The organism is Arthrobacter sp. StoSoilA2 (assembly GCF_019977195.1).
GTDB lineage: Bacteria > Actinomycetota > Actinomycetes > Actinomycetales > Micrococcaceae > Arthrobacter.
This window is the reverse complement of record NZ_AP024643.1, coordinates 1,413,281-1,437,203: the sequence shown is the minus strand read 5'-3', so window position 1 is coordinate 1,437,203 and position 23,923 is coordinate 1,413,281. Positions and strand designations below refer to the sequence as shown.

Sequence of the window (23,923 nt, the reverse complement as noted above, 5' to 3'; positions counted from 1 at the left end):
CGGATGACCACCATGCACAAGAATTCGAATCAGTCCGGCGCCGCGCTGACTGATCCAGTCCGCTATCCAGCCGGGGCCAGCGCCCCGGTGCGGACCAAACGCGCCTTCGTGCTGGTCCTCCTCACGCTCTTCATCCCCGGCAGCGCCCAGATCGTGGCAGGTGACCGCAAGCTGGGCCGCCTCGCCCTGCGCATCACCCTCACTGTGTGGGCGCTGGCTTTGCTGACGCTCTTGATCGCTTTGGTGAACCGGAGCATGCTGCTCAGCATCGTCACCCATCCGGTGGGATCGCTGTTCATCATCGTTGTCCTCGTTGCCCTTGCATTGGGCTGGGCCTACCTGTTCCTGAACACCCTGCGGATCATCAGGCCCAACCTGCTGGCACCCGGTATGCGGCCCATCATTGCCGTCGTCCTTGCCGTGACAACAGTCCTGGCCAGCGGGTCATTGGGCTACCTCGCGTATGTCCTGAATGTCAGCCGCAACGCGATCGGCAGCATCTTCAACGCCGGCCCAGCCATCGATCCCGTGGATGGTCGCTATAACTTCCTGATGATGGGAGGCGACGCCGGTGATGACCGTACGGGTAGGCGTCCGGACAGCCTTTCGGTCATCAGCGTCGACGCCAAAACCGGTGAAAGTGCCATAATTTCCGTGCCCAGGAACCTGCAGAACGCCCAGTTCAGCGAGGACTCCCCCATGCGGAAGATCTACCCCGACGGCTATAACTGCGGCGATGAATGCCTCATCAACGCTGTCAACACCGAGGTCACCAACAATCACAAGGACCTGTACCCGGGGGTTGCCGATCCTGGCGCACAGGCCACCCTGGAAGCTGTATCCGGGACCTTGGGTATCACCGTGCAGGCGTATGTGCTGGTGGATATGGACGGGTTCGCAAAGCTCATCGATGCCATGGGCGGCATCCGCATCAAGGCTGGCGGCTGGGTACCCATCAGTGGTCCCGTCACTGACGAGGCCAACGGGATCCACGGCATGCCCGATGGCTGGATCCCGGCTGGCGACCAGCACCTGGATGGCTTCCACGCCCTTTGGTACGGCCGTTCCCGCGAGTTCGTTGACGACTACGCCCGCATTGCACGCCAGCAATGCGTACAGCAGGCCATGCTCAAGCAGCTGGACCCCGGAACGCTGCTGACGAAGTTCGAGGACATCGCCAACGCAGGCACCAAGGTGGTGGAATCCAACATCTCCTCCGCGCAGCTCGGAAGCTTTGTGGACCTTGCCTTGAAGTCCAAGAGCCAGCCGGTCAAGCGCCTCACTATTGGTCCTCCCGATTTCGATGCCTCCTTCTCCACGGTGCCGGACTTCGATCTGATCCACTCCAAAGTCCAGGAGCTGTTGACATCCAAGGACAGTCCCAAGGCCAATGACTCCATGGTGTCCAACGACGCCAAGGCGGGCTCTCATGTCGTGGCGGCGGGTCCGGTCCAGGGCAGCCTCCCGGCCGGACTGCCGGCGGGCCAGCAGCCGTCGCCGTCGTCCTCTGATTTCACGCCCGTGACCACCACGCCGGACGGTACGCCCATCACCGAAGAACTGCTCAACGGCCTCAAGGCCCAGGGTGACGAGCAAGGCATCCGGGACCTCGTGGCAACCAATGGGCAATGCGCCCCGCTGTAGCCCCAGCAGCACCACCACCCTACGTTCAGCGCGACGATAAGGACTTTCCTTCGTGTATCAGATTGAGAATGTTTTGCGGCCCTACGCGTGGGGTTCGACGACGGCGATTGCCGGCTTGCTGGGGCGGCCGGCGTCAGGTGGTCCGGAGGCAGAAATGTGGATCGGCGCCCACCCCGATTCGCCGTCCACAGCCATTCATCCGAATGGGGTTACCCAACCGCTCGATGCCCTGATCGCATCGAACCCAACCCACTTCCTGGGAACCGACAGCCTGGCCGAGTTCGGGCCCCGGCTACCGTTCCTCACCAAGATCCTGGCCGCCGAGCAGCCACTTTCCTTGCAAGTGCACCCGAGCCTGGAGCAAGCTCGCGAAGGCTTCGCCCGTGAGAACGCCGCAGGGATCCCCGCGGATTCCCCCGAACGCAACTACCGGGACGATAACCACAAGCCGGAGATGATTTTTGCGCTCACGCCGTTCCGGGCGTTGTGCGGGTTCCGCTCCCCTGCAGCAGCCAAAAGCGTTTTTGAGCACCTTGCCTCGTTGTTGGATTCCGCCGCAGTGGAGGTCCCCGCAATCATCAGCGACGTCATCTCCGACCTCAGCCTTCCCAACGAATCCGATGCCCTCAAAGCTGCCTTCACCCGCCTGATTGAGGGCGGCAGCGACGTCTCGGATGCCATTCATGAGGTAGAAGCCGTCCTGCGTGCAGGCGCACCCCAAGAGCCCCACGAAGATGCGCTGGCCGCAATGCTGGGAATCAATGAAGCTTTCCCCGGCGATCCCGGTGTGCTCATTTCCCTGCTCCTCAACCACCTTTCCCTTCAGCCGGGCGAGGCCGTGTACCTGCCGGCCGGCAACGTTCACGCCTACCTGCACGGCCTGGGCGTGGAAGTCATGGCTTCCTCGGACAATGTGCTGCGCGGCGGACTCACGCCCAAGCATGTGGATGTCCCGGAACTGATCAAGACCATCCGCTTCGAATCGATGGGCGTACCCCGCGTTGAGGCCAGTGGAACAGAGTTTGGCCAGGAACTGTACCGCCCGCCCTTCAAGGAGTTCCAACTCCAGCGGATCGAACTCGGCCCGGGCGCCGAACCGGTGCCGCTGGCACAGTCCGGACCCGCCGTCGTCGTGGTTGTTGCCGGTTCCGTGGTGCTCGATTCGCCCAAGAGCGACCTCCCGCTGCAGCGCGGCGGCGCTGCGTTCATCCCTGAGGTGGAGAACCCGGTGAATGTTCATCCTGTGCAAGGCGCCACCGAAACAAGTATTGCCTTCGCCGTGACCACAGGACTGGGTAACTGAGCCGTGGACTTTTTTCTGCAGTCGCCCGCTTGGGCTGACGTCCAGCGTTCGCTCGGCCGCCGGGTCCATGAGCAGTCCGGCCCCGGCTGGAGCTTCCTCGCCATTGAGGAAAAGAACCCGGCTGGCAAGGTCATCTACGCCCCTTATGGGCCCGTGGCAAAGTCCGTGGACGCCTTCGACGCCGCGACGGCTGCCTTGGTGGAATTGGCGAAGAAGGAACGTGCTGTCTTCGTGCGCATGGAACCTGTGTCAGCAGGTTTCACAGCGTCCGAGGCCGACGCACTCCTCCGTGCCCGTGGCCTCCAGCCGGCGCCCGTGAACCTGCAGCCGGAGTTGAGCTGGATCGTGGACCTTGAGGGCGATTTCAAGGACGTTCTTGGCGGAATGAAGCCGACCAACCGGAACCTCTACCGCAACATCCACAAGAAGGGCGTGACGTTCCGGGCATCCCAGGATCCTGCTGACATCAAGGTTCTCCTGCATTTCCTCCACCTGACGGCAGCACGCAACGGCTTCAAGCCGCAAAGCGATGAGTACCTCACCCAGGTGGCTGAATGCTTGCTACCCTCCGGCGCCGGAACGCTGTTCATAGCTGAGCTGGAGGGCGAGCCGATCGCTGCCGCGTTCACCTACGATTCCTCGGACACGCGCACCTACGCCCATGCCGCGCTGGACGACACGCACCGCAAGCTCAGCGCCGGCATTCCGCTCCTGGTCAACCTCATGGCAGATGCCAAGGAGAAGGGCCTGAAACACGTGGACCTCTGGGGTGTGGCCCCTGAAGACCAGCCGGACCATAAGTGGGCAGGCTTCACGTCCTTCAAGAAGTCCTTCGGAGGCCGCGAAGTAGCCTACCCCGGCACCTGGGACCTCCCAGTGAACAAACTCCGCTACGGCGCCTACCAACTGGCCCGAAAGCTCCGCGACAAACTCCGCTGATCCCACAACAGCGCGAAGCCGGAAGCCGCGGCACTTACGCCTCCGGACAGCGAAAAGCGCCCCATCGCGGGAGCGGCATCAAATCGACGAGGTACGAGGAGATAGCCGCAGAGCGATGGGGCGCTATTTGCGTCCAAAGGCGCGTTACGCCAAGGGAAGGTTACGGCTTGCGCGCGTACGTCTCCCACTTGGATGCGTGGTGCTCAGCATCAACGAAGCGCACCGTGCCGGACTTGGAACGCATCACGATGGACTGCGTCAGGACGCGGTCCTTCTGGTAGCGAACGCCGCGGAGGAGGTCGCCGTCGGTGATACCGGTGGCTGCGAAGTAGCAGTTGTCCGAGGTGACGAGGTCGTTGGTGGAAAGGACGCGGTCGAGGTCGTGTCCGGCGTCAATGGCCTTCTGCTTTTCGTCGTCCGACGTGGGCCACAGGCGGCCTTGGATAACACCGCCGAGGGACTTGATGGCGCATGCGGCAACGATGCCTTCGGGGGTTCCGCCGATGCCCATCAGTGCGTCCACGCCGGTTCCGGACCGGGCTGCGGCGATGGCACCTGCGACGTCGCCGTCCATGATGAACTTGGTGCGTGCACCGGCTTCGCGGATTTCCTCCACGAGCGGGCGGTGCCGGTCGCGGTCCAGGATCATGACGTTGAGCTGGTTGACCTTGACGCCCTTGGCCTTGGCGATCAGGTGCAGGTTCTGCTTCACGGGCAGGCGCAGGTCCACCATGTCGGCAGCTTCGGGGCCTGTGACCAGCTTTTCCATGTAGAAGACCGCGGACGGATCGAACATGGAGCCGCGCTCGGCTACTGCCAGGACGGCCAGGGCGTTGTTGATGCCGAGGGCGGTCAGGCGGGTTCCGTCGATGGGGTCCACCGCGACGTCGCACTCGGGACCGGTGCCGTCACCAACCTGCTCGCCATTGAACAACATGGGGGCTTCGTCTTTTTCGCCTTCACCGATGACCACGACTCCATTGAAGTGGACGGTGTGAAGGAACGAACGCATGGCGTCGACGGCGGCGCCGTCTGCCTTGTTCTTGTCGCCGAAACCTACCCAGTGGCCACCGGCAATTGCCGCGGCCTCGGTGACACGGACGAGTTCCAGCGCCAGGTTGCGGTCGGGTTCGTCGGTGCCGACGGCGAGCGACGGCGAAATCGTGGAATACTGCTGGGTCATTGGTGCAGGAGACACTTGAACCTCTTCTTCGAGTGACGATTCACGGGACCGGACACGGTTGCACGAGGCAACCTGGGGTCCCTCTATGAACGATCATAGTCGCCGCATGCGTTTGGAGTCGCTGGATGACCACGGCGGGCAGTTCCTGTGGTGAGGTTCCCGGTTGTGTGTTCATAGCCGGGATGAGGGACTATGGAGGTGTGAGTGAAACGCAGGACAAGCCCGCCGCCGGCAACCAGCCCCAGGCTGCAGAGGCAAACCCCGGCAGCGTCCCGGACGCTGTGGATGCCCCCTATAAACCCGTCATTCCGGCAAAAGCCGCCAAGCGGGCCAATGCCTCCGTCATTGGCATGATCATTGCGCTGGTGCTGTGTGTCCTCGCATTCCTTCCCATTGTGTTGATGAACCCTGCACCCAAGGGTGAGGGCTTTCGGCCCGCCGTTGACGTTGCTTCCATAGCCCGCAACGCTGCCGATGTGGCGGGATTCACACCTGTCACGCCGGAAACCGGCGACACATTCAAGCCGAACTACGCCCGCTGGGAATCCGGCACCGGAACGGGCGTGCCCACTTGGGAAGTTGGTTACCTGACTCCCAAGGAGTCCTTCATCGGCCTCACCCAGACCAACAAGGCGAATCCCACGTGGGTCCTCCAGCAGACAGGTAACCTGCCCCTGACCGGCACCCGTAACGCCGGTGGCCAGGACTGGGAGCTCCACGATTCCGGCAAGGACAAGCGCAGCATGGTGCTCGACTACCGCGGAACCACCATCATTCTCAGCGGCACGGCGAACCTTGAAGAGTTCGCTTCCCTCGCCGCCGCTGTGGTTAAGTCCGCGGACCAGGCCGCTGCAGCTTCGGCCTCTGCAGCGCCGACCTCATAAGCACACGCAGCGCAACAGTTTTACGAGCCGCCGCCTCCGGGCCGTAAAGTAATCAGGTGCCTACCTATCTGACTCCCGCCCTTGCTTGGCGCCGCCTCCAAGAGGGCAATGAACGTTTTGTTTCCGGTGAATCCCTGCACCCCAACCAGGATGCATCGCGACGCTCCTCCCTGGTGGAGAACCAGAATCCCTTTGCCGTCATCTTCGGTTGCTCGGATTCCAGGCTTGCCGCAGAAATCATCTTCGATCTCGGCTTGGGCGACGCCTTCGTGGTTCGCACGGCGGGGCAGGTGATTGATGACGCCGTCCTTGGTTCGCTTGAATACAGCATTGCCGAACTCCGTGTTCCACTGATCGTCATTCTCGGCCACGACAGCTGTGGAGCCGTGAAGGCCACCAAGGCCGCGGTGGAAACGGGTGAGATGCCAATTGGGTTCATTCGTGACCTGGTGGAACGCATCACGCCGTCGGTATTGACGGCCAAGCGCAATGACCAGGAAGACGTCAACGACATGGTGGTGGAGCACGTCAAGCAAACGGCGGCCCGGCTGGCCGACAGTTCGCGTGTGATTTCCGACGCCATCGACGACGGCCGCGTCGCCGTCGTGGGTCTGTCCTACAAGCTCGATGAGGGCCGCGCGGCCCTCGTTTCCGGGATCGGCAAGCTCTAGCCGGCCGTGCTCCGGTCGTCAGGCCGGAGCACGTAGCACTCCATTCCTGGTTTTCTGTGAACCATTAAGTCGCCCTAAGCTAGCCCCATGACTTCCACCACTGAGTTCCGTATTGAACATGACACGATGGGCGAAGTTCGCGTCCCCGTGAACGCCCTGTACCGCGCCCAGACGCAGCGTGCTGTGGAGAACTTCCCCATCTCCGGCAAGACGCTTGAGCGCACTCACATCGAAGCCCTTGCACGCGTCAAGAAGGCCGCTGCACTGGCGAACGCCGAACTGGGGGTGCTCGATGGTGAGCTCGCCGAGGCCATCGCCGCAGCTGCCGATGAGGTAGCGACCGGCAAGTACGACGGCGACTTCCCGATTGACGTCTTCCAGACCGGCTCGGGCACTTCCTCCAACATGAACACCAACGAGGTCATCGCAGAGCTCGCTTCGCGTGCCCTCGCAGCTGCGGGCAGCGACAAAGTGGTCCACCCCAACGACCACGTGAACGCTTCGCAGTCCTCCAACGATGTGTTCCCGACGTCCGTGCACGTTGCCGCCACCTCGGCCCTGATCAATGACCTGATCCCGGCCCTGGAATACCTGGCCGATTCCCTGGACCGTAAGGCCGTGGAGTTCAAGGACGTCGTCAAGTCCGGCCGCACGCACCTCATGGATGCCACACCGGTGATGCTCGGCCAGGAGTTCGGTGGCTACGCCGCCCAGGTCCGTTACGGCATCGAGCGCATCAACGCAGCACTCCCCCGCGTCGCCGAGGTCCCCCTTGGAGGCACCGCTGTTGGCACCGGCATCAACACTCCTGCCGGTTTCCCGGAGCGCGTCATCGAATTGCTCGCAGCCGACACCGGCCTGCCGCTGACCGAGGCCCGCGACCACTTCGAAGCACAGGCAAACCGCGACGGCCTCATCGAGGGCTCCAGCCAGCTGCGCAACATCGCGATCTCCTTCATGAAGATCAACAACGACCTCCGCTGGATGGGTTCGGGCCCCAACACGGGCCTCGGCGAGATCGCCATCCCGGACCTTCAGCCGGGCTCCTCGATCATGCCGGGCAAGGTCAACCCCGTTATCTGCGAAGCCTCCATCATGGTGTGCGCCCAGGTTATCGGCAACGACACCGCGATCGCATGGTCCGGCACCAACGGCGCCTTCGAACTCAACGTAGGCATCCCCGTCATGGCCGCCAACCTCCTGGAGTCCATCCGCCTGCTGGCCAACACCAGCCGCGTGATGGCCGACAAGATGATCGACGGGATCACCGCCAACGTGGAGCGCGCCCGCTTCCTGGCTGAGGCATCCCCGTCCATCGTGACGCCGCTGAACAAGTTCATTGGCTACGAGAACGCCGCCAAGATTGCCAAGATCGCCGTCAAGGAGGGCCTCACCATCCGCCAGGCAACGGAGAAGCTTGGCTTCGTGGGTGAAGGCGACGGCAAGGTCTCCGAGGCAGAACTCGACAAGGCCCTGGACGTCACCACCATGACGTCCCCGGCGCACAAGGCCTGACGTTTGGCCTAAAACCCAAAGCACGACGGCGGCCGGCACCTTTCTTCGAAAAGGTGCCGGCCGTTGGCGTTCCCGGGCCATGGGCAGGAGCCCGGGCGGGCACCGGCTGACACCGGCGCCACATAGTTTAGTCCTCCACCTGGTACGCCACGGGGCCTTCGGGCTCCGTGGCAAGCCTGATGGCTTGAAGGTTTCCCTCGCTCATGTCAGGCAGTTCATCCAGGCCAAACCATCCGACGGCGATCGATTCATCATCGTTTACCTGGGCTTCGCCGGAAACATATCTGCAGCGGAAAGTGATGTCCAGGAAGTCGCAGATGTCGCCGTTCGGAAAGGTCACCGGACCTACAACCCCGACGGCGATGATCCGCTCAGTTTCGGCCACAACCGCAGTTTCCTCGAAGATTTCCCTGACCAGCCCGGGTGCGGGATGCTCGCCTGGCTCAAGGATGCCGGTGATCACCGTCCAGTGGTGATTGTCCACCCTTTGGCAGAGCAGCACCCGGCCATCGTCGTCGAAAACCACTCCCCTGACCGCCGGCAACCACAGGGGGTCATTCCCGATCTTCTCCCGAAGCTTGAGGATAAATTCCGGTGCGCCCATGGAGTTAGTTTTCCTTCAATTCGATCGTGGCATACGGGTTGCTCAACGTGAGCACGCCGCCATTGAGTTTCCATTGAACAGGTTGCTCGAAGAGCTTGGCGGTCCAGGCCTCGTGGCTGCCCTCAAGCTCCGGGCAGCCCATGGCAGAGGCGGCCATCGAGCGCATGGCCCAGGTATCGTCCTTGACCGAGATTTCCACATTGAGCACGTTGCACGGCGTCTTCACCAGTAGGGTCCATGCCCCGTTGATATGCGTCGCGCTGATCTGCAGCGGCGTGTGCCGAGCCAGGCTACATCTCCGGTGGCATCGCTTCCGTGTACCGACGTAAACGTGGAGCAACCCAGCGGACCGCCCTCGCAGAAAGGCTCCGGCTTCTGGGTTATGAGCGGTTGAATGCTGGGCCCGGGGGTTGCACCGGGAACGTTGCCCGATTGCCCGCATCCGGAGAGCAGCAATGCGCAGGCCACTGTGACACCCGGAACGGGCCAAAATCCACTCCGCTGCACCCTGGCCCCCTTCAGGCGTTCCTGAGCGATCAAACCATCTGGGCTAAGCATGCCGCAGCCCGGTGAACGCTGAGAATACGGGAAGCGTTGCAGTTCGGCCGCAGTTGTCTGCGGTGGCGACTGCAAGAATCAAGCAGGCAAAAGCACCATGCTCACCAAGGCTCCCGCGAGCATGAAGGGCCCGAACGGGATGGCCGAACCCAGCGTTCCGCGCCTGGACATAAGGATCACCAGGCTCCACAACCCGCCGAGCAAGAAAGCAGCGAAGGTGCCGGCGAAGACATGGGCCCACCCCAGGTAGCCGAGGTAGAGCCCAAGCACTCCGGCCAGCTTCACATCCCCAAACCCCATACCGGGGGGATAGACCAGGCGGAGCAGGAAGTAGAACAGCCACAGCACGCCGCCACCGGCCAGCACTCCTAGCCCGGGGATACCGAACATCGAGGCATCCAGCGCAGCATCCGGGCCGCCAAAGAACACCAGGACAGCAGCGCCCAGCAGCAGTACCCCGCCCACCGCATACGAGGGAAAGACAATCCGGTTCGGCAGCAGATGGCTCCGGATATCAATAATGGTCAGGCGAACGGCCATCACCACAAAGTACGCACAGGCAAGAACCACCAGCCAGAAGCCCAGTGGGCTGGCGTCCCAGAGGTCGGCGAGTCGTCGGATCACCCTGCAGATGCTATCCCGGATTGCTCAAAGGGCCGGGTTGAACGCGTAGGTAAACTGTGGATATGGGCCGATACAGTGCAGGTGGATCAGGTTTCGGAACAGGTTTTGGCCCGGCCAACGGCAACAACGGGCAACAGCAGGACTTGTCCTCCACATTCCGCAACCTTTGCCGTTCTTCCCCGTGGAAATGGACGAGTCTGCGTTTCGAATACCTCGAACGGCCCGGGACGGGCGCCAATCTGGTCCGTGCATGGCTCAGGCGGCCCGGCGCGCTGCGGCTGGAGACTCCTGACGGAAAGCTGCTGCACAGCACGACGGGCATCAACGATTCCCGGGACGACTTCTACGTCAGTGCGACGCGACGCTCATGGTTGCTTCCTGCCCACCTGGTGACCCCGGTCTATGATGGCGCTGGCTTGGTCCGGAGGCGCCCGGAGGCGGCATACGGTGAACCGTCCTTCGGCAACGGACGGCTGGCTGCAGCACTGGATCCGGTGGAACTTGCCGGCAATGCGCCCGTCCCGCTGGAGTTCCCGGATTCCAATCCCGTGTCCCTGGAAGAGCCCCGGGAAGTTGACCATGAGGGACGCTTGGCTCTGGAAACGGTGGTTACCCGTGGCCGGACCTACGTGCCCTTGGATCCTTCCCAACCTTTGGCCCATCCGGGGCGGACGCTGATCCGCGTGGATGCCGGGACGGGCGTCTGCGTGGCCAGCCAAAGCCTGGACGGCGATACGGCCGGCAAAGGTCATTGGCTAAAGATTCTGGCCGTTGACGAATACATGCTGGACGATCTTTTCCTTGCCGAATCAATGAACCTGACCGACGTTCGGCGCCATATCTCCTGGGACATCGGCCCAGCAGCCTGACATCCCCAGGATCTGCCAACGTGGTGAACCCGCTATTCCTTGGTTGGCCAACAACGGATTAGCGGGTTCACCACTCATGAGGCTGGCACCGGCCCTGTGACTCGCATGCCCTCGACAGCCGGGCTAAGCTGCACCGATGACCACGCTCACGGAAATCTGGCCGCCCTTCGGACTCACGCTCACGACGCCCCGGCTGACTCTCCGTCCAGTTCTCGACGCCGATATCCCGGCTGCCGTCGCGGCCGCCCGTTCCGGCGTCCACGAGCCCGGCAAGAGCCCGTTCAGCACGCCGTGGGCAGAACTCCCGGACGACGAACTCGCTCCCAACATGGCCCAGTGGTACTGGCGCTGCAGGGCCGGATTCACGCCTGACTCCTGGACCCTCCTCCTTGGCGTTTGGCACAACGACGACTTCCTGGGCGTTCAGGACATCGGCGCCAAGAACTTCAAGACGCTAAAGACCGTGGGCACGGGCTCCTGGCTCAAGCAGTCCGCGCAAGGCCAGGGCCTCGGCAAAGAGATGCGCGCCGCCGTCGTAAGTTATGCCTTCGACTACCTGAAAGCGGAAGTTGCGGAGTCCGAGGCTGCCGTCTGGAACAAGCAATCCCTGGGCGTCTCCCTGAGTCTGGGCTACGAACTCAACGGCCTCGTCCGCGACGGCTGGGGCGACAAAGTCGAAGAAGTCCAAAGAGTCCGCCTCACCCCGGAAACGTTCATCCGCCCAAACTGGACCCTAAAAGTCCACGGCCACGAAGCCTTTTCCCAATACATAGCCATCTAGCAACTTCCGGCGGGCCGCCTGACAAGGCGAAGGCCAGGGATCCGGCAGCGTGCGTCAAAAGCGAGGAACGAGCTAGCACGCAGAGGATGCCTGGCCTTCGCCGCTATGGCACCTGGTCGATGGGGTTAGATTTCGGCCCCTTCTAGGAGTTCCGTCACCAGGGCCGCGATCGGCGACCGCTCGGACCGGGTCAATGTGATGTGGCCAAACAGCGGATGTCCCTTGAGGGTTTCGACGACGGCTGCCACGCCGTCGTGCCGGCCGACACGGAGGTTGTCGCGCTGGGCGACGTCATGGGTGAGGACGATCTTGGAGTTCTGGCCGATGCGGCTCATCACCGTCAGGAGGACGTTCTTCTCCAAGGACTGGGCCTCGTCCACGATCACGAAGGCGTCGTGCAGTGAGCGTCCGCGGATGTGGGTCAGAGGCAGCACTTCGAGCATGCCGCGGTCCATGACTTCTTCCACGACTTCCTGGCTGACCAACGCGCCCAGGGTGTCGAACACGGCCTGCGCCCAAGGGTTCATCTTTTCCGATTCAGACCCGGGCAGGTATCCAAGTTCCTGGCCGCCTACAGCGTAGAGGGGCCGGAAGACGACCACCTTGCGGTGTTCGCGCCGCTCCAGGACGGCTTCGAGGCCCGCACAGAGTGCCAAGGCCGATTTGCCGGTGCCGGCCCGCCCACCGATGGAGACAATGCCCACTGCGGGATCCATGAGGAGGTCGATGGCGAGCCGTTGTTCCGCCGAACGGCCATGCAGGCCGAACACGTCGCGGTCGCCTTTGACGAGGCGGACTTGCTTGTCGGCCCCTACGCGGCCCAGTGCCGAGCCACGGTTGGACAGGAGAACAAGGCCAGTATTCACGGGAAGTTCAGCGGCGGAAGGGATGAAAACGGGTTCGTGGCCGTACAGCGTGGTTATCTCGTCTTCGCTGGCTTCCACTTCGGCTATGCCGGTCCAGCCGGAATCCTTGACCAGTTCGTTGCGGTATTCGTCTGCGTGCAATCCCATGGCCGAGGCTTTGACACGCATGGGGAGGTCCTTGGACACCACAGTCACGTTGTGGCCCTCGTTGGCCAGGTTCTTGGCTACCGCGAGGATGCGGCTGTCATTGTCGCCTCCGCGGAAGCCTGCGGGCAGGACCTCCGTGGAAATGTGGTTCATCTCTACCCGGAGCATGCCGCCGTCGGCACCGATAGGTATTGCGTGGTCCAGTCCGCCATGTTCAATGCGGAGGTCGTCCAGTAGGCGCAAGGCTTTGCGGGCAAAATACCCGAGTTCGGGATCGTGGCGTTTGCCTTCCAGTTCACTGATGACCACGATCGGGACGATGACCTCGTGCTCGGCGAAGCGCAGCAATGCGTGCGGATCCGAGAGCAACACGGATGTATCGATCACATAGCTGCGGCCTGTGGCGGATGGTGCGGTCCGCGCTTTTTGTGAGCCCCTCTTGGCGCGAGAGGTAGCTGCACTTTCCCCGTCGGAAACCATTGCGGGCAGTTGCTCAGAAATAGCCACATCGACTCCAGCCCCGGGCGGTCGCCCGGCCTAATGGTGAAGCGGCTCGGCCGGAAGGCCGGGCGTGGCCTCCCATGTAACTGGTGCGATAGTTCGCTCCATCTACTGGCCTCCCCGATCAGCGGGCGGTTTTGCCTGCTGATGGGATTAACGTAATCCTCGGCACATTCATTTCCGTAATGTGTCATCGGCAAGTCGCATGTCCGGATCGTAAAATTTTGGTGAACCGAAGCGCACCTAGGTTCCGTAGCGGCGTTGGCGCCCGGCATAGTCCCTGAGCGCCCGGAGGAAATCGACCTTGCGGAATGCGGGCCAGAGGGCTTCGCAGAAGTAGAACTCGCTGTAGGCGCTCTGCCACATCAGGAATCCGGAGAGCCGCTGCTCACCGGACGTGCGGATGACCAGGTCCGGGTCCGGCTGGCCGCGCGTGTAAAGGAACCTTGAGATGTCGTCCACCGAAAGTTCATCTGCGACGTCGGACATGGTCCGCCCCTTGGCGACGGCGTCGCGGAGGAGTTCTTTCACGGCATCGACGATTTCACGCCGCCCGCCATAGCCCACTGCCACGTTCACGTGGATTTTTTCGTGGACCGGAGTGCGGGCCGTTAGCTTGTTCAGGCGTTCGGCCAAGTAGTCCGGCAAAAGCTCTGGCGCACCCATGGCGTGCACGGAGACGTCCTCATTCTCGTCCAGCCGGTCCATGGTGTTGGCGATGATGCCCATGAGCAGGTCAAGCTCTTCGCCGGAGCGGTTCATGTTGTCTGTGGACAGCATGTACAGCGTCACTACCTTGACGCCAAGCTCCTGGCACCAGCCAAGAAATTCGTGGATTTTGTCCGCGCCGGCCTGGTGTCCCTGGCTGGTTGGCGCATTGAACTGGCGGGCCCACCTGCGGTTGCCATCCACCATGACACCGATGTGCCTGGGGATGCGGTCCTGCTTCAGGGAGCGAAGGAGCTGGCGCTCGTAGAAGCCATAGAGGAAACCGGGCAGCTCCACCGGACTCTCACCTGACTTCCTTGCTTTTACGACGACGGCGCACATCCAAGGCTACCTTCCCGAACTGCCTCGCAGGTGCAGGGCCGGGTCGCATTCACATCCAGTCAGGGTTACTAGTGAGTAACCTACCGGAGCGAAGGTTACTCTTTAACGATGGCCGAGCTGCTCACTATCAAGCCCGCATGGCGCGGTTGGATCCACGCCGTCGCCGCCCCTTTCGCCCTCGCGGCCGGAATCGTCCTGGTGGCGCTTGCCCCCACAACCGACCGAAAAATCACCTCCACGATCTATGCGGTAACAGGCGTCCTGCTGTTCGGCGTCAGCGCCGTTTACCACCGCGGTAACTGGTCCCCGAAGACCAGGCTGGTGCTCAAGCGCCTGGACCACACGAACATCATGTTGGTGATCGCCGGAAGCTACACGCCGCTGGCTTGGTCGCTTCTGGAGCGCTCCCAGGCCGTCACCTTGCTGTGGATTATCTGGTCCGCTGCCATAGCCGGAGTGCTGTTCAGGGTTCTATGGACCGACGCTCCGCGTTGGTTATACGTCCCGATCTACATTGCGCTGGGTTGCGGGGCGCTCTTTTACCTCCCCCAGTTCTTCACAGCGAACGCCCCCTCTGCCGCCCTCATCTGCATCGGCGGCGCCCTCTATATCGCCGGGGCGGTCTTCTACGCCATCAAGAAGCCAAATTTCAGTGTCCAGCACTTTGGGTTCCACGAACTCTTCCATGCCTTCACTGTCCTGGCGTTCGCGGCCCACTTCGTTGCCATCATGATGGCCGTCCTCAGCTAGCGCCGGAGGCCATCCGCGCCAGCATGGATTGCACCTCGGCGACAGTCCCCACGGGCCTCCCGCACACCATATCCCGGCACAAATACACTTGTGGCGAGCCATCTGGCGCACCCGTGCGATGAATCAGCAACGGAACCTCACCCTCACCAGCCGGGGACCCGGCGTCGTCCATTTGAACGGCAACCACCATGCCCGGGCTGGCGGACTTCAAGAGCGCGCCGTGCAGTTCCTGCCGCAGGGATGAGTCGGAACCAGCGATGGCGGCCTCCACCGGACCCGCCAGCGCCGCCTGCCCCGTAGCAAGGAGCCAACCGGCAACCCGGGGTGCGCGTGTGGCCAGCGGAGGGAGCAGGCCCAGGATGTTCCCGGCCATGAGCCGGTGCGCGTGCGAGCCCGAGTACGCCGAATACGTCAGCAGTACCCCAGCAAACCCGGCTGCCCCGCTGGGCGTGGCATTGTCGAACGGATCCAGGGCAGCACGCTGCCCCTGGGCGTTGAACACCTGCGCTGACTCCCCCGCCGAATCAGCAAGGTGTCCGTCGTCCACAAAACGCGTTTCAGCGGCCCGGATGAGTTGTTCCGCAAGACGGTACCAGTGCTTTGTCCCCGTAACCGAGTACAGGGAAAACAGGCCCTCTGCGCAGAACGCGTAGTCTTCCAGGAGTCCCCCGATGCCACGGGCCTTGGAATCGTGCGAGACCCGGACCAGCAGCCCGTCTTCGGCATTCCAATGCACCCTCTCAAGATAGGCAGCAACCTCCCCGGCGGCAGCCACGAGATCCGGGCGGTCCAGTACGCCTCCCGCCTCGGCAAGGCCCGCTATCGCGAGCCCGTTCCAGCCGGCCACGACCTTCTCGTCCCGCGCAGGCTGGTTCCGGAGATCGCGGGCAGCCAGGAGTGCAGGCCTCACCCGCTGCCAGAGCCTGGACTCTGAGGCGGATAAGGGCCGTCCGGGATGCAGCGGCGAACCCAATTCCGAGACGGTCCCCTGGGCGCCAACATTCATCATGCGGGCCACGTCCTGGCCATCAGCGGGGCCGAGGACCTCATGCAACGACCCCGGCGTCCAGAGGTACGATCCGCCCTCGTGGTGCACACCGTCCACCACCGTATCGGCGTCCAGCGACGAAGCCAGGCCACCCCCAGGCAGCCCCAGGGAGGCCAGCATCCAGTCCGCGCACCCGGACGCTACGTCCGCCGCTTCCTCAGCCGGGAACACCTCATTGCCTCCAAGCCGCACCCAGTGGGCATAGACGCGCAGAAGCTGGGCGTTGTCGTAGAGCATCTTCTCGAAGTGCGGCACGGACCAATCCGCCGTGACCGAGTACCGGGCGAAACCGCCGTCGAGTTGGTCGCACAATGCCGAACGTGCCATTCCGGCCAGCGCACGCCCAGCCATGTCCTGCGCATCCTCCGCAGTCTCCGACAGGGCCGCCGCTGCGTGGCGGATCAGGAACTCAAGAACCGCCGACGGCGGAAACTTGGGAGCGCTGCCGAACCCGCCGGCGTCGGGGTCTTCAGAGCGGGCCAAAACCCTTACTGCATCTGAAAGCAGCTGGGCATCCACCACCTCGGGCGGCCCGTCAAGCCGAACGGCAGAGGACAGCTGGGCGTTGGCCATGTTCGTGGCCAGTCCCCTCGCGTTCTGTTCAACAGCTTCGCGGCGTTCAACCCACGCCTCATGGACCGCTTCAAGCACATTCCGGAAGGACGGCCGGCCAGGCAAGGGTACGGGCGGGAAGTACGTGCCCGCATGGAAGGCCAGGCCCTCCGGCGTCAGGAAAACGGACATTGGCCAGCCGCCCTCACCACTGATGGCCTGCGTGGCCGTCATGTAGACGGAATCGACGTCCGGCCGTTCTTCGCGATCCACTTTGACGGGCACGAAGTGCGCATTGAGGTAGTCCGCAGTTTCCTGGTCCTCAAAGGACTCATGGGCCATGACGTGGCACCAGTGGCAGGCCGCATATCCGATGGAGAGGAAGACGGGGACATCCCGGGCAGCGGCAAGGGCAAACGCTTCGTCGCCGAAAGGACGCCAGAAGACCGGGTTACCTGCGTGTTGGCGCAAATAGGCAGAGGGCTCCGAACCCAGGACATTCGCAGCCCCGGGCCAGTTGTTTCCGCGTGGGTTAGCGGCTTCCGGGAGCGGCATCGCCGTTCTCATCCGTGGTGCCGGCGTCGCCGCCCGCACTATCAAGGGTTCCGCCTTCCGCAGCCAAGCGCGCCTCCTCAACCTGCGCACGGTACCGAACCCGGCGGATACGGCGAACCATGTCCACGATGAGGAACGTCGTGAGGATCACGATGAAGGCCGTGAGGACGAAGCCCCAGGTTCCGGGCGTCACCTGGTCCTCGGACAGGCCAGGCCGCAGCGTCCCGGTGGGGTCCGGCGACGGACTGACGGTCAAGGCGAGGATCAAGTGGTGCACGTTCAAACCTTCTACGGGAGCTGATGCATGTCGGTTGGCTTCAGCGTGGAACTGGGCTGTTCGATGGCCGCCGCCGATTTCTACAAACGATAGAAACTGATGGCAATACCTATCTTATCCCCGCAAACAGATCCTTTTCGGGTAGATCGCTGGACACCCTGGACTTGATCAGCGTGTAGTCCTCCCACGGCCATACCTTCCGCTGCAGGTCAGGTGAGACCGCAAAGAAGAAACCCATCGGATCGATCTGTGTCCGGTGCGCCCGAAGAGCGTCATCGCGGGCCTCGAAGAAGTCGCCACAGTCCACTTGCGTGGTGGTCTGGTGCGCGGGAGCGGGAGGAGTGTGGCCCTCGGCGTCTGCCTCAAGCCATGCCGCCAGCCGCTCAGCATAGGGCGACTGCAGCCCAGCCTCTTCCAGCGCAAAGTGCAGCGCGCGGAAGCGCTCCGGGCTGAAGGCACGGTCGTAGTAGAGCTTGCTGGGCGCCCACGGCTCCCCTGTTCCCGGGTAGCGCGCGGCGTCACCCGCTGCCTCAAACGCCTCGACGGCAACCTTGTGGGCCATGATGTGGTCCGGGTGCGGATAGCCACCGTTTTCGTCATAGCTGATGATGACGTGCGGCTTGAAGTCGCGGACCAGACGGACCAGCGGTGCCGTGGCACGCTCCAATGGCTGCAGGGCAAAGCATCCCGGGGGAAGCGGTGGAAGGGGATCGCCCTCGGGCAGGCCGGAGTCCACAAAGCCAAGCCATCGCTGCCGAATCCCAAGCACGGCGGCCGCACTCGCCATTTCCAAGCGGCGGGCACCTGCCATGTCGCGCTTGGGGTGCGGAGCGTCCACCATGCCAGGGTTCTGGATATCCCCTCTGGATCCATCAGTGCAGGTAGCGACCATGACGTCTACTCCTGCAGCGGCATACATCGCCATGGTGGCTGCACCCTTGCTGGATTCATCGTCCGGATGAGCGTGGACGGCGAGCAGCCGCAGCTGCTGCTCGGAACTGCTGGACGCTGTCACTTGACGGCTCCTCTTTCATGGATGGTGCGAAATCAGGACTGTGCAGGAGGCGCCGGGATCCGCACTAAACTGGATAGGTGACTTCAGAGGACCAATTGGCCAACGAACTACCGGCAAGCAACAGCCTAGCCAATCGCTACGGTGGTCAAAAGCGCGGCTTGACCCGCACATCGAAGCGGAACATCGTCATCGTGGCCCTGGTCCTTGGAATTGTGTTCTCAGCATGGGTGGCAACGTCCTCGGCACAAGCCCCCGTGACCTTCAAGGACATCGGCTACAGCACTGTGGATGGCACACGGGCCGAGGTAGATTACCAGGTCACTAAATACCCGGGAGCCACGGCCAAATGCGCCGTGAAGGCCATGGATTCGAAGTTTGCCGTGGTGGGCTGGAAAGTGGTTGAGATCGGCCCCAATGACCCCAAGGACGGTGCCGATGGCGGCAGCACAACAGCCCAACGCACAGTGTTGAGAACCGAGTCCCCTGCCGTCTCCGGAGTAGTGGATAATTGCTGGATCGTGGACAGCGGGAAATAACAATCGTGTGACCCACAACTCAACCAGTTTGGGTTCGTCCAGAGGATTTACTACAATGGATGAAACCTTCACCCCGTTAAGTTGGTTACTGAGTTTCACGAGTGGCCACCTCGGCGGGGTCTTTGCTTTGTCAGATCAAGAGGAGAAATCCGTGTCTACCACCAACAGCGCCACAGCAGCTTGGCTTACCCAGGAAGCTTTCGACCGCTTGAAGGCTGAGCTGGACCACCTTTCCGGCGCTGGCCGGGCGGAAATCGTCCAGAAGATCGAAGCCGCCCGCCAGGAAGGCGACCTCAAGGAAAACGGCGGATACCACGCAGCCAAGGAAGAGCAGGGCAAGATTGAAGCCCGCATCCGTCAGCTCACCGCGCTCCTGCGCGATGCCCAGGTGGGCGAAGCTCCTGCCGATGACGGAATCGTAGAACCTGGCATGTTGGTTGTTGCCCGCATCGCCGGGGACGAAGAGACGTTCCTGCTCGGCTCCCGCGAGATCGCCGGCGACTCCGACCTCGATGTCTTCAGCGAGAAGTCTCCGCTCGGTGCCGCCATCATCGGCCACAAGGAGGGCGACAAGCTCAGCTACACCGCCCCCAACGGCAAGGAAATTCCGGTGGAGATCGTTTCCGCCAAGCCGTACGTCGCCTAGGCAGCGCGAAAAAGCCCGACGCCGGTCCACCCCTTCACAGGGTGGGCCGGCGTTTTTCGTGCCTGCCTCCCCAACTAGGTCGCAGTTGAGCGCGTTTTGGGCGTTCAAAACGCGCTCTGCTGCGACCTAGTTGGCTCAGGCTGCGAGCTTGGACTTCGGACGCAACAGGAGGGCCGCGATAATCCCTCCAATGGCCCCACCCAAATGGGCCTGCCACGAAATAAAGCCCATGACGGTGGGCAGCACCCCGAAGAGGATGCTGCCGTACGCCATGAAGAGGACCACGGACAGCAGAATCTGCCACCAGTTCCTGTTGAAGAATCCCCTGACCAGCAGGAACGCGAAGAACCCGAAGACCAGCCCTGACGCCCCCACCGTGACTCCTCCTCCACCAATCAGCCATACCATCAGGCCTGAACCCAGCCAGCTGAAGGCCAAGGCTGTGAGGAAGACCCTGATACCGGCCAGGAAAACCAGGAAACCGAAGATGATGAGAGGCAGGGTGTTGGACAGCAAGTGGTTGAGGTTCGCATGCAGCAGCGGGAACGTCAGGATGTCCAGCACTCCGTCCATGCTGCGGGAACGAAGCCCGAAAGTACCGTTAAGGCCATGCCTCATCAGCGTGTTCAGGAACTCGATGACGTACAGCAGGATCACGAAGCTGCCCATGAACAGCAGGCCGCCCTTGGCTCGGCCCGCGAGTGTCTCCTTGGCCTCGGCCTTGGATCCATCAGGCGTTTCGAGCACCATGTCCGCGACTCCCGTCAGTGCACCACGATCGGCTGGAAGCCTTCGGCCCTCAAGGCGCCGAGGACCTGCTCGCCATGTTCGTGGCCCTTCGTTTCCAGGTTGATGGTGATGGAGACATCGCCCATGCTGATGGAACCACCCAGGCGCGTGTGGTCCAGGCCTGTGACGTTGGCGTCGTTTTCGGCAATGATGCGGGCGATCGTCGCCAGTGAGCCCGGGCGGTCGTCCAGCATCATTCGAACCGTCATGAACCGGCCCGCAGCCGACAGACCGCGCTGGATGACCTTGAGCATCAGCATCGGATCGATGTTGCCGCCGGAAAGCACGACGGCGGTGTTCCCCGGGTTTTCGATCTTGCCATCCATCAGGGCGGCTACTCCCACCGCGCCTGCCGGCTCCACGACCATCTTGGCCCGTTCCAGCAGGAAGATCAGGGCCCGGGCAAGGGAATCTTCGCTCACGGTCACAACATCGTCCACGAGCTCGCGGATGATGCTGAAAGGAAGTTGCCCCGGCCGGCCTACTGCGATGCCATCAGCCATGGTCGAAACCTTTTTCAGCGGCACCAGGGCGTCCGCAGCGAGGGACGGAGGATAAGCGGCCGCGTTTTCGGCCTGCACTCCGATGACGCGGATCTCGCGGCCGAGCTCTTTGGCCCGTGCCTTGATGGCCACTGCAACGCCTGCAAGCAGTCCGCCGCCGCCGACCCCCATGAGGATGGTGTCCACGTTGGGGATCTGGTCCAGGATCTCCAGTCCGATGGTGCCCTGGCCGGCGACGACGTCCACGTTGTCAAAGGGGTGCACAAAGACTGCGCCTGTTTCGTTGGCGTAGCGCTGGGCTTCAGCCAAAGCCTCATCCACGTTGTGGCCGTGAAGGATGACTTCGGCGCCATGGCTGCGCGTTGCTGCAAGCTTGGGCAGCGCGACACCGAGCGGCATATAGATGCGCGCGTTGATGCCAAGGCTCTTTGCGGCTACGGCTACGCCCTGGGCGTGGTTGCCTGCAGAGGCAGCCACCACTCCGCGCTTCTTTTCGGCATCAGTCAGGCGTGCCATCCGTACGTAGGCGCCGCGGACCTTGAAGGATCCGGCACGCTGCAGGTTCTCGCATTTGAAGAAGACATTGCCGCCCACGAGGCTGCCCAGCGCACGGGACGACTCCACTGGAGTCTTGGTAATAATGCCCTCGAGCAGCTCCTGCGCCTTGAGGACATCGTCCAGCGTGACGGGCAGGGTATCGAGGGTATTCACTGACTATTCTCCTTTGTTGGTGTCAACTGCAGGCTCCTGGACGGAGGTGTTATCTGCGGCCTTGGTCTTGCCGGCGGCGCTGCTGCCGCTGCGGGATCCGGCTCCAGGAAGGTGGACTTCCTTGAAGTTGGAGTCGCCATCAGTTTCCGACGATGCGTCTCCAGGCTGCAGCTCGGCCGCGCCCAATCCTTCATCATGTTCCCACGTCCGGCCGGCAATGTAGCGAACCGCCGTGTTTACTACGGCGAGCAGCGGAACTGCGAACAATGCTCCGGGAATGCCCGCGAGATAGGATCCGGCAGCTACCGAAAGGATCACTGCCACGGGATGGAGTGCCACAGCCTTACCCATGACCAGCGGCTGCAGGATGTGGCTTTCAAGCTGCTGGACCAGCAGGACGATGGCCAGCATGATCAGCGCATTCACGGGTCCGTTCGCCACAAGGGCCAGCAGGACGGCGATCGCACCGGTGACCAGCGCACCCACTACGGGAATGAACGAACCGATGAACACCAGGACCGCAAGCGGAAGCGCGAGCGGAACCTGGATGATCGCGGCACCGGCTCCGATGCCCACGGCGTCGACGAAAGCAACGAACATCTGGATCCGCACATAGCTGACCATGGAGGTCCAGCCGCGCCGTCCGGCACCATCAGCGGCCCTTCGGGCTGTCTTGGGCAGGAGCCGGACCAGGAAGCCCCAGATACGGCTGCCTTCGAGCAGGAAGAAGATCAGGATGAACAGGGCCAGGACCAATCCGGCGGCAAAGTGTCCGGCCGTGCTGCCAAAGGACAGGGCACCGCTAAGGATGCTGCTGCTGTTGTCCTGCAGGGCCGTGACGCCGTCGGAAATGTACTGGTCAATTTGGTCTGCTGTCAGGTGCAGGGGGCCGGCAGACAGCCAGTCCTGGATCTGCTGGATTCCCGTCAGCGCCTCGGTCCAAAGCTCCCCGAATCCTGAGACAAGTTGCCTGCCGACCAGCGCAAGGGCACCCCCGATAACCCCGATGAAACCCAACACTGTGATGGCCACCGCCGCACCGTTGGGCAGATTCCGCTTCCGTAGCCAGAGCACCACCGGGTAGAGGAGTCCGGCGAGGAGGGCCGCCACCATCACCGGAATGATGAGGAAGCTGACCTTGCCCAGCAGCCAGACCAGAGCGCCGATCATCAGCAGGATCAGGCCCATGCGCCACGACCATGCGGCCGCAATGCGCACCCCGTAGGGAATGTCTTGGGCTATTTGTCGGTCAGAACGTGATTTGGCGTCCGGTGTTGGCGTCATGAACCCATAATTCCGCAGCCCGCCCTGTATGGGAAACCGGCCCGCCGCGCAGGTGGCCTAGATGGAGGCGGTAATCCCCCACGCCATGGTGAAGGTCTCCCCCGGCGCAAGCCAACGCAAGCCATCCCCGCTGTTAAAGGCGTTGGCTGGACCGGTCATGGGCTCAATAGCGACTACTTTTGATCGCCCAGGGAAGGTGTCCGTGACGAACACGTGGACATACTGGCAGTTCTTGTCCTGCTCCAGCGACACGCTGCGTCCATCCGGCGCGGTCAGCGTATGGCGGGCCACACCGCCGTCGAACGTCAGGTCCGTCAAGGCGACGTCAATGTCCAAGCTGCCCAGCGCCCGACCTGCAGAAAGGTCAAAATCGCCCTCCACCTCAGCGGCGCTGCGGGGAATCAATCGCTCGTCCGCTACCAGGCGGGTGGCTGCCTTGACGGTCAGGACCAAATCTTCGGCGGCCACCTCCCCCAGCCGGAGATAGGGGTGGGCGCCCAGGACCACGGGAGCATCGTCCTGGGAATCGTTGACCATCGTCTGTGAGACACGAAGGTCCAGGTTTTCGTCGAGCTCATACCGAACGATGTGCCGGACAAGGAAAGGGTATCCGTGCTGGGGGAAGACAGTTGCTTCCAGTGTCACCGAGAACTCGGACTCGTCCACCAGGGTGTAGCCCGTGTTCCGGAGAAGTCCGTGGCTGGCGTTGTTGCGTGAGACCTCGGTGATATCGAGCTGCTGCTTCTTGCCGTTGAGGTACCAGACGCCATCCTCCACCCGGTTGGCCCACGGGGCGAGCGTGATGCCTGTGGCGCCTGGCGGAATCTCGGCATCACCGTAACTTTCGGTGAGTTGGATGCCTCCGCGGGAGTACAGCCGAAGGCCTGCAGCAAGCTCGGTCACGACGGCGAGCGCATCGTCCCGTCGAAGCTCGAATTGGCGGCCTGTGGCGAAGCGGCGGGGTGCTGATTCGGCCGGGCTTTGGGCGTCTGGCAACGATGCAGGGGGCGGAGAGGCAGGCATGGCAATACCGTACTGCATGCCTGCTCACTTCCCCGGATCAACTTGTTAACTTTTGTTTGAAACTATGCGTTTTTGATTACTTTGTGGGATGATGG

Annotated in this window: 24 protein-coding genes; 11 read left to right on the top strand and 13 right to left on the bottom strand. The window is 62.7% G+C overall.

Annotation, left to right across the window (positions count from 1 at the left end):
- Positions 1-3 precede the first annotated feature (3 nt).
- Genes LDN82_RS06715 through LDN82_RS06705 form a run of 3 tightly spaced genes read left to right on the top strand, consistent with a single transcriptional unit; the run spans position 4 to position 3,886 of the window.
- The gene (locus LDN82_RS06715; protein ID WP_224166830.1) at positions 4-1,644 is read left to right on the top strand and encodes an LCP family protein; all 1,641 of its coding nucleotides are present in this window, start codon (positions 4-6) and stop codon (positions 1,642-1,644) included.
- A gap of 52 nt (positions 1,645-1,696) precedes the next feature.
- The gene (gene manA / locus LDN82_RS06710; RefSeq protein WP_224166829.1) at positions 1,697-2,947 is read left to right on the top strand and encodes a mannose-6-phosphate isomerase, class I; all 1,251 of its coding nucleotides are present in this window, start codon (positions 1,697-1,699) and stop codon (positions 2,945-2,947) included.
- Between the two features lie 3 nt (positions 2,948-2,950).
- Positions 2,951-3,886 (top strand): peptidoglycan bridge formation glycyltransferase FemA/FemB family protein, encoded by a 936-nt coding sequence (locus tag LDN82_RS06705; RefSeq protein ID WP_224091625.1) that lies wholly within the window; start codon positions 2,951-2,953, stop codon positions 3,884-3,886.
- 160 nt (positions 3,887-4,046) lie between these two features.
- On the opposite strand, the gene glpX is transcribed toward LDN82_RS06705, so the two are convergent.
- A complete protein-coding gene (gene glpX / locus LDN82_RS06700) occupies positions 4,047-5,069 on the bottom strand; it encodes a class II fructose-bisphosphatase (protein ID WP_216924934.1) in 1,023 nt (340 codons plus the stop codon).
- Between the two features lie 200 nt (positions 5,070-5,269).
- Between glpX and LDN82_RS06695 the strand changes: the two genes are divergently transcribed.
- The 3 genes from LDN82_RS06695 to LDN82_RS06685 all read left to right on the top strand — a co-directional run bounded on the left by LDN82_RS06695 (position 5,270) and on the right by LDN82_RS06685 (position 8,139).
- Entirely contained in the window at positions 5,270-5,953 is a 684-nt protein-coding gene (locus LDN82_RS06695) for a DUF4245 domain-containing protein (protein WP_224166828.1), read from the top strand.
- Positions 5,954-6,009: 56 nt separating this feature from the next.
- A complete protein-coding gene (locus LDN82_RS06690) occupies positions 6,010-6,624 on the top strand; it encodes a carbonic anhydrase (protein ID WP_224091623.1) in 615 nt (204 codons plus the stop codon).
- Positions 6,625-6,711: 87 nt separating this feature from the next.
- Positions 6,712-8,139: a class II fumarate hydratase gene (locus LDN82_RS06685; RefSeq protein ID WP_224166827.1), complete on the top strand. Its 1,428-nt coding sequence runs from the start codon at positions 6,712-6,714 to the stop codon at positions 8,137-8,139.
- Positions 8,140-8,266: 127 nt separating this feature from the next.
- Here the strand turns inward: LDN82_RS06685 and LDN82_RS06680 are convergent, their stop codons facing one another.
- The 3 genes from LDN82_RS06680 to LDN82_RS06670 all read right to left on the bottom strand — a co-directional run bounded on the left by LDN82_RS06680 (position 8,267) and on the right by LDN82_RS06670 (position 9,925).
- Complete coding sequence (locus LDN82_RS06680; protein WP_224166826.1) at positions 8,267-8,743, bottom strand: NUDIX domain-containing protein; 477 nt, start codon at positions 8,741-8,743, stop codon at positions 8,267-8,269.
- 4 nt (positions 8,744-8,747) lie between these two features.
- On the bottom strand, positions 8,748-9,185 hold the full coding sequence (locus LDN82_RS06675; RefSeq protein WP_224167483.1) for an META domain-containing protein: 438 nt from the start codon (positions 9,183-9,185) through the stop codon (positions 8,748-8,750).
- Positions 9,186-9,379: 194 nt separating this feature from the next.
- Entirely contained in the window at positions 9,380-9,925 is a 546-nt protein-coding gene (locus tag LDN82_RS06670) for an A24 family peptidase (RefSeq protein WP_224166825.1), read from the bottom strand.
- A 143-nt stretch (positions 9,926-10,068) separates the two neighbouring features.
- On the opposite strand from LDN82_RS06670, the gene LDN82_RS06665 reads away from it, so the two are divergent.
- Both LDN82_RS06665 and LDN82_RS06660 read left to right on the top strand, forming a co-directional pair.
- Positions 10,069-10,794, top strand: a complete 726-nt coding sequence (locus LDN82_RS06665; protein ID WP_224167482.1) for a hypothetical protein — start codon at positions 10,069-10,071, stop codon at positions 10,792-10,794.
- A 136-nt stretch (positions 10,795-10,930) separates the two neighbouring features.
- Entirely contained in the window at positions 10,931-11,575 is a 645-nt protein-coding gene (locus LDN82_RS06660; RefSeq protein ID WP_224166824.1) for a GNAT family protein, read from the top strand.
- Positions 11,576-11,700: 125 nt separating this feature from the next.
- On the opposite strand, the gene LDN82_RS06655 is transcribed toward LDN82_RS06660, so the two are convergent.
- Entirely contained in the window at positions 11,701-13,095 is a 1,395-nt protein-coding gene (locus LDN82_RS06655; protein ID WP_224166823.1) for a PhoH family protein, read from the bottom strand.
- Positions 13,096-13,332: 237 nt separating this feature from the next.
- Positions 13,333-14,139 carry an isoprenyl transferase gene (locus LDN82_RS06650; RefSeq protein WP_224091617.1) on the bottom strand — a complete coding sequence of 269 codons (807 nt, stop codon included), beginning with the start codon at positions 14,137-14,139 and terminating at the stop codon, positions 13,333-13,335.
- 108 nt (positions 14,140-14,247) lie between these two features.
- On the opposite strand from LDN82_RS06650, the gene LDN82_RS06645 reads away from it, so the two are divergent.
- Positions 14,248-14,889 carry a hemolysin III family protein gene (locus LDN82_RS06645; protein WP_224166822.1) on the top strand — a complete coding sequence of 214 codons (642 nt, stop codon included), beginning with the start codon at positions 14,248-14,250 and terminating at the stop codon, positions 14,887-14,889.
- On the opposite strand, the gene LDN82_RS06640 is transcribed toward LDN82_RS06645, so the two are convergent.
- From LDN82_RS06640 to mca, 3 genes are all read right to left on the bottom strand, one after another.
- Complete coding sequence (locus LDN82_RS06640) at positions 14,882-17,044, bottom strand: thioredoxin domain-containing protein (RefSeq protein ID WP_224166821.1); 2,163 nt, start codon at positions 17,042-17,044, stop codon at positions 14,882-14,884. The two genes, LDN82_RS06645 and LDN82_RS06640, sit on opposite strands and share 8 nt — an antisense overlap.
- The gene (locus tag LDN82_RS06635; protein ID WP_224166820.1) at positions 17,022-17,321 is read right to left on the bottom strand and encodes a hypothetical protein; all 300 of its coding nucleotides are present in this window, start codon (positions 17,319-17,321) and stop codon (positions 17,022-17,024) included. The genes LDN82_RS06640 and LDN82_RS06635 overlap by 23 nt, the downstream gene beginning before the upstream one ends.
- Before the next feature lie 109 nt (positions 17,322-17,430).
- On the bottom strand, positions 17,431-18,336 hold the full coding sequence (mca, locus tag LDN82_RS06630; RefSeq protein ID WP_224166819.1) for a mycothiol conjugate amidase Mca: 906 nt from the start codon (positions 18,334-18,336) through the stop codon (positions 17,431-17,433).
- A 77-nt stretch (positions 18,337-18,413) separates the two neighbouring features.
- On the opposite strand from mca, the gene LDN82_RS06625 reads away from it, so the two are divergent.
- Together LDN82_RS06625 and greA are read left to right on the top strand one after the other, a co-directional pair.
- The gene (locus tag LDN82_RS06625) at positions 18,414-18,872 is read left to right on the top strand and encodes a DUF4307 domain-containing protein (RefSeq protein WP_224166818.1); all 459 of its coding nucleotides are present in this window, start codon (positions 18,414-18,416) and stop codon (positions 18,870-18,872) included.
- A 151-nt stretch (positions 18,873-19,023) separates the two neighbouring features.
- On the top strand, positions 19,024-19,518 hold the full coding sequence (greA, locus tag LDN82_RS06620; protein ID WP_216924913.1) for a transcription elongation factor GreA: 495 nt from the start codon (positions 19,024-19,026) through the stop codon (positions 19,516-19,518).
- Positions 19,519-19,653: 135 nt separating this feature from the next.
- On the opposite strand, the gene LDN82_RS06615 is transcribed toward greA, so the two are convergent.
- Genes LDN82_RS06615 through LDN82_RS06600 form a run of 4 tightly spaced genes read right to left on the bottom strand, consistent with a single transcriptional unit; the run spans position 19,654 to position 23,846 of the window.
- Positions 19,654-20,268 (bottom strand): rhomboid family intramembrane serine protease, encoded by a 615-nt coding sequence (locus LDN82_RS06615; RefSeq protein ID WP_224166817.1) that lies wholly within the window; start codon positions 20,266-20,268, stop codon positions 19,654-19,656.
- Positions 20,269-20,282: 14 nt separating this feature from the next.
- Positions 20,283-21,521 (bottom strand): threonine ammonia-lyase, encoded by a 1,239-nt coding sequence (ilvA, locus tag LDN82_RS06610; protein WP_224091594.1) that lies wholly within the window; start codon positions 21,519-21,521, stop codon positions 20,283-20,285.
- 3 nt (positions 21,522-21,524) lie between these two features.
- Positions 21,525-22,805, bottom strand: a complete 1,281-nt coding sequence (locus tag LDN82_RS06605; protein ID WP_224166816.1) for an AI-2E family transporter — start codon at positions 22,803-22,805, stop codon at positions 21,525-21,527.
- 57 nt (positions 22,806-22,862) lie between these two features.
- Complete coding sequence (locus tag LDN82_RS06600) at positions 22,863-23,846, bottom strand: aldose 1-epimerase family protein (protein WP_224166815.1); 984 nt, start codon at positions 23,844-23,846, stop codon at positions 22,863-22,865.
- Between the last annotated feature and the right edge of the window lie 77 nt (positions 23,847-23,923).

What these genes read in the sequence shown, in the direction of transcription:
- LDN82_RS06715 (WP_224166830.1), top strand. Translation starts at nt 4, where the DNA reads ATGACCACCATGCACAAGAATTCGAATCAGTCCGGCGCCGCGCTGACT.
- LDN82_RS06600 (WP_224166815.1), bottom strand. Translation starts at nt 23,846, where the DNA reads ATGCAGTACGGTATTGCCATGCCTGCCTCTCCGCCCCCTGCATCGTTG.
- LDN82_RS06605 (WP_224166816.1), bottom strand. Translation starts at nt 22,805, where the DNA reads ATGACGCCAACACCGGACGCCAAATCACGTTCTGACCGACAAATAGCC.
- LDN82_RS06615 (WP_224166817.1), bottom strand. Translation starts at nt 20,268, where the DNA reads ATGGTGCTCGAAACGCCTGATGGATCCAAGGCCGAGGCCAAGGAGACA.
- LDN82_RS06680 (WP_224166826.1), bottom strand. Translation starts at nt 8,743, where the DNA reads ATGGGCGCACCGGAATTTATCCTCAAGCTTCGGGAGAAGATCGGGAAT.
- LDN82_RS06675 (WP_224167483.1), bottom strand. Translation starts at nt 9,185, where the DNA reads ATGCGGGCAATCGGGCAACGTTCCCGGTGCAACCCCCGGGCCCAGCAT.
- LDN82_RS06660 (WP_224166824.1), top strand. Translation starts at nt 10,931, where the DNA reads ATGACCACGCTCACGGAAATCTGGCCGCCCTTCGGACTCACGCTCACG.
- LDN82_RS06685 (WP_224166827.1), top strand. Translation starts at nt 6,712, where the DNA reads ATGACTTCCACCACTGAGTTCCGTATTGAACATGACACGATGGGCGAA.
- LDN82_RS06640 (WP_224166821.1), bottom strand. Translation starts at nt 17,044, where the DNA reads ATGCCGCTCCCGGAAGCCGCTAACCCACGCGGAAACAACTGGCCCGGG.
- LDN82_RS06645 (WP_224166822.1), top strand. Translation starts at nt 14,248, where the DNA reads ATGGCCGAGCTGCTCACTATCAAGCCCGCATGGCGCGGTTGGATCCAC.
- LDN82_RS06650 (WP_224091617.1), bottom strand. Translation starts at nt 14,139, where the DNA reads ATGTGCGCCGTCGTCGTAAAAGCAAGGAAGTCAGGTGAGAGTCCGGTG.
- glpX (WP_216924934.1), bottom strand. Translation starts at nt 5,069, where the DNA reads ATGACCCAGCAGTATTCCACGATTTCGCCGTCGCTCGCCGTCGGCACC.